This is a genomic window from Pantoea sp. FN0302 (assembly GCF_050113775.1).
In the GTDB taxonomy this organism is placed as follows: Bacteria; Pseudomonadota; Gammaproteobacteria; order Enterobacterales; family Enterobacteriaceae; genus Mixta; species Mixta alhagi.
On the sequence record NZ_JBNJSM010000001.1, the window covers coordinates 1062217 to 1075153 of the forward strand.

General features: G+C 54.8%; 10 protein-coding genes. 8 read left to right on the top strand and 2 right to left on the bottom strand.

Annotated features, from left to right (window positions below):
• Positions 1 to 206: 206 nt before the first annotated feature.
• A complete protein-coding gene (locus tag ACQE32_RS04915; RefSeq protein WP_427021414.1) occupies positions 207 to 1724 on the top strand; it encodes a carboxylesterase/lipase family protein in 1518 nt (505 codons plus the stop codon).
• A gap of 237 nt (positions 1725 to 1961) precedes the next feature.
• Positions 1962 to 3629 (top strand): methyl-accepting chemotaxis protein, encoded by a 1668-nt coding sequence (locus tag ACQE32_RS04920; RefSeq protein WP_426972519.1) that lies wholly within the window; start codon positions 1962 to 1964, stop codon positions 3627 to 3629.
• Between the two features lie 18 nt (positions 3630 to 3647).
• Here the strand turns inward: ACQE32_RS04920 and ACQE32_RS04925 are convergent, their stop codons facing one another.
• Positions 3648 to 4517, bottom strand: coding sequence for a LysR substrate-binding domain-containing protein (locus tag ACQE32_RS04925; protein ID WP_426972521.1), 870 nt, complete (start codon positions 4515 to 4517; stop codon positions 3648 to 3650).
• Positions 4518 to 4645: 128 nt separating this feature from the next.
• Between ACQE32_RS04925 and ACQE32_RS04930 the strand changes: the two genes are divergently transcribed.
• Both ACQE32_RS04930 and ACQE32_RS04935 read left to right on the top strand, forming a co-directional pair.
• Complete coding sequence (locus ACQE32_RS04930; RefSeq protein ID WP_426981726.1) at positions 4646 to 5815, top strand: methionine aminotransferase; 1170 nt, start codon at positions 4646 to 4648, stop codon at positions 5813 to 5815.
• Positions 5816 to 5832: 17 nt separating this feature from the next.
• Complete coding sequence (locus tag ACQE32_RS04935; protein WP_427021415.1) at positions 5833 to 6615, top strand: transporter substrate-binding domain-containing protein; 783 nt, start codon at positions 5833 to 5835, stop codon at positions 6613 to 6615.
• Between the two features lie 64 nt (positions 6616 to 6679).
• Here the strand turns inward: ACQE32_RS04935 and pepT are convergent, their stop codons facing one another.
• Entirely contained in the window at positions 6680 to 7906 is a 1227-nt protein-coding gene (pepT, locus tag ACQE32_RS04940) for a peptidase T (protein WP_427021416.1), read from the bottom strand.
• A 124-nt stretch (positions 7907 to 8030) separates the two neighbouring features.
• Between pepT and ACQE32_RS04945 the strand changes: the two genes are divergently transcribed.
• The 4 genes from ACQE32_RS04945 (at position 8031) to ACQE32_RS04960 (ending at position 12922) form a co-directional block, all read left to right on the top strand.
• Positions 8031 to 9617, top strand: coding sequence for an ABC transporter substrate-binding protein (locus tag ACQE32_RS04945; protein WP_426972525.1), 1587 nt, complete (start codon positions 8031 to 8033; stop codon positions 9615 to 9617).
• Positions 9618 to 9867: 250 nt separating this feature from the next.
• Positions 9868 to 10188, top strand: coding sequence for a PTS sugar transporter subunit IIB (locus ACQE32_RS04950; RefSeq protein ID WP_426972526.1), 321 nt, complete (start codon positions 9868 to 9870; stop codon positions 10186 to 10188).
• Entirely contained in the window at positions 10188 to 11516 is a 1329-nt protein-coding gene (locus ACQE32_RS04955) for a PTS sugar transporter subunit IIC (RefSeq protein ID WP_426972527.1), read from the top strand. The genes ACQE32_RS04950 and ACQE32_RS04955 overlap by 1 nt, the downstream gene beginning before the upstream one ends.
• Before the next feature lie 11 nt (positions 11517 to 11527).
• Positions 11528 to 12922 (top strand): glycoside hydrolase family 1 protein, encoded by a 1395-nt coding sequence (locus ACQE32_RS04960; RefSeq protein WP_426981722.1) that lies wholly within the window; start codon positions 11528 to 11530, stop codon positions 12920 to 12922.
• Positions 12923 to 12937: the final 15 nt, after the last annotated feature.

A 12937-nucleotide genomic window follows, 5' to 3' on the forward strand; every position in this document is an offset into this window, starting at 1 on the left:
CCGCGTTTCAGGCTGGATACGCCCCTCAGCATTTCCTGTTTTTATCGCTTCTGTCTGTTCCTTTGTGCTACTTAAACCCGCTGTTTATCCGAAATGCTGTTCATCAGGCTGATTTCGCCTCGGCATAATCTGCAAAATTGCCGTCAGCATAGACATTAAAACCGTGTCTGCGAATAATAAGCCGGAGCTTCACATTGGAAAAAATAATGAAGAATGAATCTTTAAGGATACACACGGCAGAAGGTGCATTACGCGGCGCAATTGATGAAGGCATTTTTGTTTTCAAGGGCATTCCCTATGCGGCTCCGCCGACAGGCGCACTGCGCTGGCGTGCCCCCAGGCCAGTCACCCCGTGGAAAGAGGTGCGTGACGCCACACAGTGGGGCAATGCCAGCTGGCAGCAGCGTGAATATTGCGTGCTGGCGGGCGGCGGCGATCCCGGCAACCTCAGCGAAGATTGCCTTTATCTCAACGTCTGGTCGCCGGAGATCCAGCCGTCGCGTCCACTGCCGGTTATGGTCTGGATCCACGGCGGCGGCTTTACTATCGGCGCGGGCAGCCTGGCACCTTATAACGGTAAAGCATTAGCGGCGCGTGGCGTGGTAGTGGTAACGCTCAATTATCGTCTTGGGCATCTGGGCTTTTTTGCTCATCCGGCGCTGGATGCTGAGTTCCCGCCTGGCGAAGCGATCAATAACTTCGCACTGCTCGATCAAATTGCAGCGCTGCAGTGGGTACAGCGTAATATTGCCTCCTTTGGCGGCGATCGACGCAACGTTACCATTTTTGGCGAATCCTCAGGCGGACGCAGCGTACTGTCGCTGTTTGCTTCACCGCTGGCGGCAGGGCTATTTCACAAAGGTATTGTGCAGAGCGCCTACAGTCTGCCAGATAAAAAGCGTGATGAGGCGCTGACCAATGGCGTGGCGGTGGCGCATCATCTCGGCCTGAAAAACGCCAGCGCGGAAGCGTTGCGCGCCTTGCCTGCCGACAGTTTTTGTTCGCTGCCGGCGCATCTGGGCAACGGGCCGGTAGCGATTGCTGGCGACCGGGTACTGCCGAAACCGATGGTAGAGGTGTTTGCCGCTGCCCGCCAGCACCGTTATCCCCTGATGATCGGTTACAACAGTGATGAGGCCAGCGTGCTGGAGTATTTCGGTATGGATCCCACCAGCACCATTACCCGTTTACGTCAGCGACGTCCGCTATTGCTGAAGCTGATTAAATCGCTTTATGACGAACATGACGATCATCGTCTTGGACGTAAAGTTGCGCGTGATATGGCTTTTGGCACCATTACCTGGCTGGCAGTGCAGGCACAGCATCGACGCGGCGTGCCGGGCTGGCGCTATTATTTTGACTATGTTTCGGAAAACGCGCGCGACCTCTGCCGCTATGGCAGCTGGCATGGAAACGAAATCCCTTACGTGATGGAAACAATGCGTGCCGAGAACCCACAGATGGCGGATCGTCCCTTTACCGCAGGGGATCGTCAGTTTGCCCGGCGAATCAGCGAATACTGGCTGCGTTTTGCGCATGACGCGACGGAATTTTCGCATCAGCTTACGGGTGAAATCAGCTGGCCAGCCTGGCGCCCTGGCGAAGACGTTACCTTGCGTTTTGGCGTTAAAGGCGAGGCGGCGGTCATCCCGCAGCACCGTTTTATGCGTGTACGCCTGCGCCTGTTGCGTTTGCTGATGCGTGCGATGGTCAAACTGCGCTAATTACTTAACAAAATCGTCACTTTAAGTGACAAAATTTTGTGCGTTTCCGGTAACATAAAACTTATTTTTTCTATAAATATCAAAAAGTTAAACGGTTTCTTTTTAGTGCGGCCTCAAAAAATCAGGCAGGGCGGATGTTATAAAACAGTATAATTTCCGCCGCTGCTGCCGATAACCCTCGATAAGCCCGCCAGAGTTGGCGGAATATTCTACGGTTATGACCGAACTGAGGCAGCTATGCAGCTATTAAAAAACTTCACCATACGCGCCGTTATGCTTTCAATCCTGGGCCTGTTTTGTTTGCTCTGGTCTGCGGTTGGCATGTACAGCGTCCATTCGTTAAACGCCCTGAGCGAAGGCAACAGCGTCGACCGGCAGCTGGTGTCGCAAATGACTATCCTGAGCAAAGGTAACGATCAATATTTTCGTTTTGTTACGCGTTTATCGCGGGTGATGGAAGTGCGCGCCACTGGCGGTACGCCGGATGCGGCAGCGTTTGCCAACGTACAGAAAGCGCTTGACGGTATGGAAGAGCAGCTGGCGCAGTTTAAAGCCGCAGCCCCAGGACCGATGGATGCCGCGATTTCAACGGCGGTAGAAGAAAAATGGACGCAGTTGCTGGAACAGGGCGTCAGACCCCAGATGCAACTGGCGCAGCAGGCCTCAGTAGAAGATTATCGCCGTCATGCGAACAGCGTAACGCCGACCTTCAGCCGCGAGTTTGGTGCAGTTGCGGAAAAATATAACGCCGCAGCGGGCCTGATGCTCGATCAAACCCGCGTTACCGTTGACCGCATCACCATTATTACCCGGATCACTATTATTGCGGCGGTTATCTGCGGTCTGCTGATTTTGCTGTTTACCGATCGCTATCTGGTGACAATGCTGGTACGTCCGCTGGAACTGCTGCGTGGACATTTCAGTAAAATTGCTGAGGGTGATTTAAGCCAGCCGATTCATGATTTAGGCCGTAACTGCGTCGGGAAACTGGTACCGCTGCTGCGCGCCATGCAGGATAGTCTGCGTGAAGCAGTCAGCGCCATTCGTAGCGGTACGGAAAATATCTATCGTGGCGCGGCAGAAATTTCCATGGGAAATAATGATCTCTCTTCGCGCACCGAACAGCAGGCAGCAGCGCTGGAGCAGACCGCAGCCAGCATGGAGCAGCTTACCGCTACCGTGAAGCTGAACGCGGATAACGCGCGCCAGGCCAGCGATTTGGCGGACAGTGCCTCGTTGACGGCAGGACAGGGCGGCAAACTGGTTAATGATGTAGTGCAGACCATGTCCGGTATTTCTGACAGCTCGAAAAAAATTGCAGAGATCACCAGCGTGATCAACAGTATCGCTTTCCAGACCAATATCCTGGCGCTGAACGCGGCGGTGGAAGCCGCACGTGCGGGCGAGCAGGGCCGCGGCTTTGCGGTTGTGGCCAGTGAAGTACGTAATCTGGCACAGCGCAGCGCCGGCGCAGCGAAAGAGATTGAGTCGCTGATTAGCGACTCCGTGGCGCGGGTAGATAGCGGCTCGAAACTGGTTAACGAAGCGGGCAGCACCATGAGCGCCATTGTGAAATCGGTTGGCGATGTCACTGAAATCATGAAGCAAATTGCCGCCGCGTCAGAAGAGCAGAGCAAAGGCATTGAACAGGTTGGCACCGCCGTTGCAGAGATGGACAGCGTAACGCAGCAAAACGCCTCGCTGGTGGAAGAGGTGTCCACCGCCGCCACCGCGCTGGAGCGTCAAACCGAAGATCTACAGCGCTCGGTAGCCCGCTTCCGTTTGTCAGCAGACGATCGGCAGCAGCAGCCAGAGTCGGTAAAGACGCCGGTTTTGACCACGGCCTCCGCACGCCAGAAAACCCCAACCGCCGCCAGCTCGGCGGATGAGTGGGTCTCCTTCTAATCCTGCGCGCGCCCGCACTCAGGGCGCGCTTTGGTCAGTGGGTTGACAGAGCCACGCCACCAGCGTTGTAAGATGCGGTGGCGTTTCTTTTCCCTCCCGGCTGATTAAGCTGTAGGTCGCCCCGGTTCTGACCGCAGAGGTAAAAGGGGCAATCAGTCTCTGAGCCGCCAGATCGCTTTTCACCAGCGTAATATCCGCAACGGTAACGCCAAATCCCTGCATTGCCGCCCCAATCGCCAAATCCATGGTGGCGAAATGCTGATTGCGCCGCATCGGCAGCTTCACTTCCTGCGCCTGCAGCCACAGCTGCCAGTCCCGTTCGTCATTGTTGGGATGTAAAAAAGTAAAGCCAGCGAGATCGGCGACGGTCAGTGGACGGTTGTCCAGCAGCGCTGCGGCCATAACCGGCGTCAGCCGCTCCTCAAACAGCAGATGGCTGCCCGTCGGCGCGGTGCCGTAGACAATCGCCGCATCAAAATTTTCCAGTTGATCTTTATGCGCCAGGGTGGTGGTCAGCTTCACATGCAGATCGGGATGCTGCTGCTCCAGCTGTACCAGTCTTGGCAGCAGCCAGCGCATCACGCAGCTGGGCGCACGCAGGCGCAGGGCATTATCAGGCTGCTGCCGGGCCTGTTCAGTTGCGCTCTGCATCAGCTCATAACCCTGCTGAAGCTGCGGCAGCAGCGCCGCGCCACGCGTTGTCAAACGCAGACCCCGTGCGTGACGATCGAACAGGGCAAAGCCCAGCCACTTCTCCAGCGCCGCGATTTTACGGCTTACGGCCCCTTGCGTCAGACAGAGCTCATCGGCGGCGCGGGTCAAATTAAGGTGGCGCGCGGTGATCAGAAAAGCATGAACGGCATTCAGCGGCAGCGGTTGATGAACCATAGGGCGATCCTGAGCTATGAATTTTGTGCATAGCTATTATGACAACAATTCGCTTGCCGTCACAACCAGGCTCGGTTTGAATGCTTATATAATTATTATGTATATTTATTCACCCACTGGGGAGCAGGATGGCTTTATCTTCAACCGTAACGCATCGCTCAAAATTGCCGGATGTCGGCACCACTATTTTCAGCGTCATCGGACAGCTTTCCTCGCAGTATGGCGCCATCAATCTGGCGCAGGGCGCACCTAATTTTCCCTGTGATGAGGCGCTGATCGCCAGCGTCGATCGGGCGATGCGCGCCGGGCATAATCAATATGCGCCGATGACCGGCTATCTCCCATTAAAAGAGGCACTGGCGGAAAAGGTAAGCACGCTGTACGACCAGCACTATGATGTTGCCAGCGAGGTGCTGATCACCGCCAGCGCCAGCGAAGGGCTCTATGCGGCGATTTCCGGGCTGGTTCATGCCGGCGATGAGGTGATCTTTTTTGAACCCGCCTTTGACAGCTATGCGCCGGTGGTCCGGTTGCAGGGTGCCACGCCGATTGCGATAAAACTGAAGGTGCCGCAGTTTGCCATTGACTGGAATGAAGTGCGCGCGACCATTACGCCGCGTACCCGCATGATCATTATCAATACGCCGCATAATCCCTCAGGGCAGGTGCTGAGCGCCGAAGATCTGGCACAGCTCGCTGCGCTGACGCGCAACAGTGACATCATTGTGCTTTCTGATGAGGTGTATGAGCATATTCTGTTCGACGGACGCCGTCATCATGGTATGGCTACCCATCCTGAACTGGCGCAGCGCAGCGTTATCGTTTCCTCGTTTGGCAAAACTTTTCACGTAACCGGCTGGCGCGTCGGCTACTGCCTGGCACCTGCTGAGTTGATGAATGAAGTGGTGAAGGTGCATCAGTTTCTGATGTATGCCGCGGACACGCCCATGCAGGTTGCTTTCGCCGACTGGCTGCGTGAGCCAGCTCACTATCAATCGCTGGCAGGATTCTGGCAGCAGAAACGCGATCTGCTGGCGTTGATGCTGCAGGAGTCGCCTTTCGAGCTGCTGCCCACCGCCGGTTCGTTTTTCATGCTGGCAAGCTATCGGCACTTTAGCGACGAAAGCGACAGCGAGATGGTGAAACGGCTGATTATCGAGCACGGCGTGGCTACCATTCCGCTCTCTGCGTTTTATACCGACGGAACGGATAACCGGTTAATTCGGCTCTCGTTTGCCAAAGACGAGGCAACATTGCAGGCGGGCGCGCAGGCGCTCTGTTTGTTAAAGGCGCGCTAATCACTGCGAGGAAAATCATGAAAAAACGCTCTTTTCTCTGGCTGGCGCTCGGCCTGTTTGCAGCGACGCAGGCCACGGCACAGCAAACGCTGCGCTACGGGGTGGAATCACAGTATCCGCCGTTCGAGAGCCGCAACGCGCAAGGCGAGCTGGAAGGGTTTGATATTGAACTGGGCAATGCGATTTGCCTGGCGGGAAATTTCGCCTGCAGCTGGGTAGAGAGCAGTTTCGATGCGCTGATTCCTGGGCTGACGGCAAAAAAGTTCGACGCGATTAATTCAGCGATGAATATCACCGAGGCGCGGATGAAAAGCATCGCCTTTACCCAGCCCATTTACCGCATTCCCAGCATGCTGGTCGGCAAGGCGGATGCCGGGCTACAGCCCAACGCCGGCGGGCTGAAAGGCAAAAATATCGGTGTGCTACAGGGATCGATTCAGGAAACCTACGCTAAGCAGCACTGGGAGCCGCACGGTGTCACGGTAACCTCCTATCAGGATCAAAATCAGGTGTACAACGATATGCTGGCCGGACGGCTGGACGGTACACTGGTGATGTCGGCGGCCGGCCAGTCTGGCTTTCTGAATAAGCCGCAGGGCAAGGGATACGCCTTTATCGGCAAGGCGGTGGAGGATGACAAAATCCTTGGCTCCGGCATCGGTTTTGGTCTGCGTAAGGATGACAGTCAGCTGAAAAGCGAGCTGGACGCGGCGATCGTTAAAGTGCAGCAGGATGGCACCTTGCAAAAGCTGGCGGCGAAATATTTTCCCGGCATCAACGTCAGCGTCAGTAAACCATAGCGAACTGATGAAAAACGCCCGCTTTGGCTAACTCAGAAACGGTCACTCGGGGGTGACCGTTTGTTTATCGGGCCGCCAGATAGCAGAGCTTTTCCGCTACCAGATAAGATTTTACAAACGAGGGAACCGGCAGGAACTCAAACCGCGAGTGGAAGTTATGCGCGCCGGTAAAAAAGTTAGGCGTTAGCAAACCTTTTGCCGACAGGGCTGCGCCGTCGGTACCGCCGCGCATCGGCACCACTTTCGGCTCAATCTCCAGCTCCGCCAGTGCGGTAAAAATCAGATCGATAGCACGACGATCGTCGCCAATGGCATTGCTGATATTGCTGTAAATGTCGTTGATCGTCACCGCAACCTTGCCGGTGGGATAACGTGCGGCAATCTGCTGCGCTACGTCGTGGATCTGTTGTTTGCGCTGATTAAAGCCGGCTAAATCGAAATCACGAATCGAGGCTTTTAGCCGTGCCTCGCTGGCGTTGGCGTTGATTTCGTTAAACCAGATATAGCCTTCGCGACCGGCGGTATGCTCCGGCGTCTGCTGGCGATCGAAACGGGCGATAAAGTCGTGTGCCATCAGTAACGGATTCACCAGCACCCCTTTTGCCGACATCGGATGAGCCGGAACGCCGGTAAACAGGATCTCCGCCGCCGCACCGTTAAAATTCTCATAAACCACTTCGCCCAGCTCACAGCAGTCAATAGTCCAGGCGAAATCAACGTTAAAGCGCGTTTCCAGATCCAGCGCTTTTGCGCCGCGCAGGCCTATCTCTTCATCCGGCACAAAGGCCACCACGATGTCACCATGATCGCCGTTAAGGTTTTCCATCAGCGTCATCACCACACTCACCGCCGCTTTATTGTCTGCGCCCAGTACGCTGGTGCCGTCGCTGAAAATAATCTCCTGGTCGCGGTAGGGCAGGATTTCCGGATGTTCGCTGACGCGTAGCCAGATATCCTGCTGCGCATTCAAACAGAGATCCTCACCGGTAAAGCGCAGCGTCTGCGGATGAATATGCGGCGACAGACCGACATCAACGGTATCAATATGGGTGATAAAGCCGATGCGTGGCGCACCGGTCCGGTTTCCGGGCTTTACGGCGGTTACCGTTGCATGCTCATCAATGATGACCTGCTGCAGGCCAAGCGACTCCAGCTCTGCCGCCAGCAGACGCGCCATCTGATGCTGTTCCGGCGTGCTGGGCAACATGTGTGCGGCGCTATTGCTCTGGCTGCTGACAGCAAGATAGCGGTAAAAGCGATCGGTTAACTGACGAGCCAGCCTGTGATTCATAGCGCTTCCTTATCCATGGTTATTAAGTGTTCTGTGAAAGGGAGAAACATGTTATTTATTAACCAGATGTTAAATTGTTTTACACATTGCCAGCGGATTAAGTCAACTAAAAGCGAGGACCGAGATGAAAAAAACGGTAACGGGCGTAGCGCTCATGATGCTGTTCAGCACGGCGGCAGCGGCGAAAACGCTGGTTTATTGTGCAGAGGGATCGCCAGAAAACTTCAACCCCCAGCTTTACACCTCCGGCACCAGCGTTGACGCCAGCGCGGTTCCCATCTTTAACCGACTGGTAGAGTTTAAAACCGGCACCACTGAACTGGAGCCGAGCCTGGCGCAACGCTGGGATATCAGCCCTGACGGCACGGTTTATACCTTCCATCTGCGGCAGGATGTTCACTTTCACAGCAATAAATATTTTAAGCCGACGCGCACATTCAATGCTGACGACGTGATTTTTTCCTTTATGCGCCAGATGGATAGTAAAAATCCTTACCACAACGTTTCTGGCGGGACCTATGCCAATTTCGAAAGCCTGGAATTTGGCACCCTGATCAAGAAGATTGAAAAAGTAGACGACCATACGGTGCGCTTTACCCTGGCACATGCTGAAGCGCCGTTTCTGGCCGATCTGGCATGGTATTTCGCCTCAATCCATTCCGCCGAATACGCGGATAAAATGTTGAAGGCGGGCACGCCGGAGCGCGTCGACAGAGATCCGGTTGGCACCGGCCCTTTCCAGTTGCTGCAGTATCAAAAGGATTCGCGCATTCTCTATAAGGCTTTCCCGGAATACTGGCAGGGCAAAGCGAAGCTGGATCGGCTGGTGTTTACCATTACGCCGGATGCTTCAGTGCGCTATGCCAAGCTGGAAAAGAATGAATGTCAGGTGATGCCGTTTCCTAATCCAGCCGATCTGCCGCGCATGCAGGAAAACCCGGATCTGGTGCTGATGAAAAAGTCAGGGCTGAATACCGGTTTCCTCGCGTTTAACACGCAAAAACCGCCGCTGGATAATGTCAAAGTGCGTCAGGCATTAACCATGGCGATCAATAAACCGGCGATTATCGAGGCGATTTTTCATGGGACCGGCAGCGTTGCCAAAAATCTGCTGCCGCCTGATGTCTGGAGCGCAGACAGTGCGCTGAAGGATTATGCCTGGGATCCTCAGCAGGCGCAGCAGCTGCTGGCGCAGGCGGGCATTAAGCCGGGCACCGTTATCGATCTCTGGGCGATGCCGGTGCAGCGTCCTTACAATCCCAACGCACGGCGCATGGCGGAGATGATCCAGTCCGACTGGGCCAAAGTGGGCATCAAGGCACGCATTGTCAGCTATGAGTGGGGCGAATATCTCAAGCGGGTAAAAAACGGCGAACATCAGGCGGCGCTGATGGGGTGGACCACCGCCACCGGCGATCCGGATAATTTCTTCAGTCCGTTGTTTAGTTGCACCGCCGCCAATGGCGGCTCCAACTCGGCTAAATGGTGCTATCAACCGTTTGAAAAGCTGATTAACCAGGCGCGTACCGAGCAGGACCACAACAAGCGCATTCAGCTTTATCAGCAGGCACAGCAGGTGATGCATGATCAGGCACCAGCGGTGATGATCGCCCATTCCACCCTGTTTGAACCGGTACGTAAGGAAGTCATCGGCTATCAAATCGATCCTTTTGGCAAACATATCTTTTATCAGGTCGATCTTAAAAACTAAACGCTGGCCGTTGCACACTCACTCAGGTAAAGCGCGGGGATTGATCCGCGCTGTACTGTATCGCTTCTGAAACAGTTTTATTACCCAGGGAATGGCCGTTATTACATTAATAATCGTGAACAAAATCACAGCCCATTCTTTTTTCCAAACCCAATACATGAACTCTCTCGCAAAATAATATGGCCGCTATGGAAACCGGTTTCCATTTTGTTTCCTATAGGCAGGTCGAAACCGTGAGAAGGCCAGGATCATGTATAAAATTATGCTTTGCTGTTCTGCCGGAATGTCTACCAGCATGCTGGTAAAGAAAATGCAGGATGAAGCCGCAAATCGTGGGCTGGAAGCGGAAATCGCCGCCTTCAGCGCCACCGAGTTTGATGAACGCTTTGCCCACTATGACGTGGTGCTGCTGGGGCCGCAGGTAAAATATATGCAGGAAAGCCTGGCGGCGAAAACCGTTAGCGAAGGCATCCCGGTTGCCACCATTAACATGATGGATTACGGCACGATGCGCGGTGATAAAGTACTGGATTATGCGATCCAGCTGATTGAGCAGAAAGGGGTGGCATAATGGCATCACTTTATCAGGGCTTAATTAATATCATTGAGCGCAAGATTACGCCGCTGGCCGGTGCTGTCGGTCAGCAGCGCCATGTTGTGGCTATCCGTGACGGCTTTGTCTCTGCGCTGCCGTTTATGATAATCGGCTCCTTTATGCTGGTATTTATTTTCCCGCCCTTTGCCGCCGACAGTCAGTGGAGCTTTGCGCGCGGCTGGCTCGATCTCTCGCTGCGCTATCGCGACCAGTTGATGCTGCCGTACTATCTCAGCATGGGCGTAATGACTTTTTTTATCTCGGTTGGCATTGGCGCCAGCCTGGGGCGACACTACAAGCTCGATCCGGTAATGACCGGCCTGCTGGCCTTTATGGGTTTTCTGCTGGTGGCCGCGCCTTATCAGGATGGTAAAATCGCCACCGACTATTTCTCTGGCCAGGGGATCTTTACCGCCATTCTTACCGCTATCTATACCAGCGAAATTTATGCGCTGCTGAAGCGGAAAAATATCACCATCCGCCTGCCGAAAGAGGTGCCTACCGGGGTTGCGCGCTCGTTTGAAATTTTGATTCCTGTGATCGTGATTGTCGCCACGCTGCATCCGCTTAATTTGCTGGTAGCCTCCTGGACCGGCATGATCATTCCACAGGCGATTATGCATCTGTTGCAGCCGCTGGTTTCCGCCTCCGATTCCCTGCCGGCGGTGCTGCTTTCGGTACTGATTTGCCAGATCCTCTGGTTTGCCGGCATCCACGGCGCGCTGATTGTCACCGGCATAATGAATCCCTTTTGGCTTACCAACCTGGCCGCCAACCAGGCGGCGCTGGAAGCGGGGCAGGCTCTGCCTCACACCTACCTGATGGGCTTCTGGGATTTTTATCTGTTGATTGGCGGCGTCGGCTCCACGCTGCCGCTGGCATTCCTGCTGCTGCGAAGCCGGGCAGCGCACCTGCGTACCATTGGCAAAATGGGCATCGTGCCAAGCTTCTTTAATATCAATGAACCGATTCTGTTCGGCATGCCGATTATCATGAACCCGCTCTTTTTCCTGCCGTTTATTCTGGTGCCGATGATCAATGCCGTGTTTGCCTGGACCGCCACCAAACTGGGCTGGGTGGCGCAGGTGGTTTCAATGGCGCCCTGGACGACGCCTGCGCCGATTGGCGCTTCCTGGGCGGCAAACTGGGCATTTAGTCCGGTAATAATGTGTCTGTTCTGTATGGCACTTTCCGCGCTGATCTATCTGCCGTTTGTTAAAGCGTGGGAGCGTAGTCTGTTACAGCAGGAAGCACAGGCCAGTCAAAGCGCAGCGGCGTCCGGCGCCGGATTGCAAACCCCATAAGGAGCACCATTATGCACTATCAGTTTCCCGCAGACTTTTGGTGGGGCAGCGCCAGCAGCGCGCCACAATCTGAAGGCGAAAGCCTGAACTTTGGCAAAAGTGAAACCATCTGGGATCGCTGGTTTGCTGAAGCGCCGACCCGTTTTCATCAACAGGTGGGGCCAGCACAGACTTCAGCTTTTTATCAGCACTGGCGTGAAGATATCGCCTTGTTGAAACAGTTGCGGCATAACACTTTTCGTACTTCGATTGCCTGGTCGCGCCTGATCCCGGACGGGCGCGGCGCGGTTAACCCCGAAGCGGTGCGCTTTTATAATCAAATCATTGACGAGATGTTAAGCCAGGGCATCACGCCCTTTATCAATCTGTTCCATTTTGATATGCCGATGGTGATGCAGCAGCTAGGCGGCTGGGAAAATCGCGAAGTGGTTGAGGCCTATGCGCAATACGCACAAACCTGCTTCCGCCTGTTTGGCGATCGGGTGAAACACTGGTTCACCTTTAATGAGCCGATTGTGCCGGTGGAAGGCGGCTATCTGTATGATTTCCATTACCCTAACGTGGTGGATTTTCGGCGTGCGGCGACGGTGGCCTATCACACCATGCTGGCGCACGCGCGCGCGGTGCAATTGTTCCGCCAAGGGCAATATCCGGGTGAAATTGGCATTATCCTTAACCTGACGCCCTCTTACCCACGCTCAGCGCATCCGGCTGACCAGCAGGCGGCGCATATCGCCGATCTCTTTTTTAACCGCAGCTTTCTCGATCCGGCGCTGCTGGGCCGCTATCCGGCTGAGCTGGTTGTGCTGTTGGAAGAGCATCAGCAATTACCTGCCAGCCAGCCCGGCGATCAGGCGCTGCTGGCGGAAGGGCGGGTCGATTTACTGGGCATCAACTACTATCAGCCGCGTCGGGTGAAATGCCGTGATTCGCTGGTCAACCCACAGAGTCCGTTTATGCCGGAGTGGTTTTTCGAACATTATGCGATGCCGGGGCGCAAGATGAATCCGTATCGCGGTTGGGAAATCTACGAAAAGGGTATTTATGACATTCTCAGCAATCTGCGTGAGCATTACGGCAACCCGCGCTGTTTTATTTCTGAAAACGGCATGGGCGTTGAGGATGAGCAGCGTTTTGAGCAGCAGGGACAGATCCAGGATGACTATCGCATCGACTTTGTGCGCGAACATTTAATCTGGCTGCATCGGGCATTGCAGGAGGGATCGCACTGTCTGGGTTATCATATGTGGACCTTTATCGATAACTGGTCATGGAGCAACGCCTATAAAAACCGGTATGGTTTTGTGCAGCTCGATCTTGACAGTCAGCAGCGCCGCGTGAAAAAAAGCGGTGAGTGGTTTGCGCGCGTAGCCAGCGAGCATGGGTTTACGCAAAACAGCGATTGAGCGGAGAGATAAGCA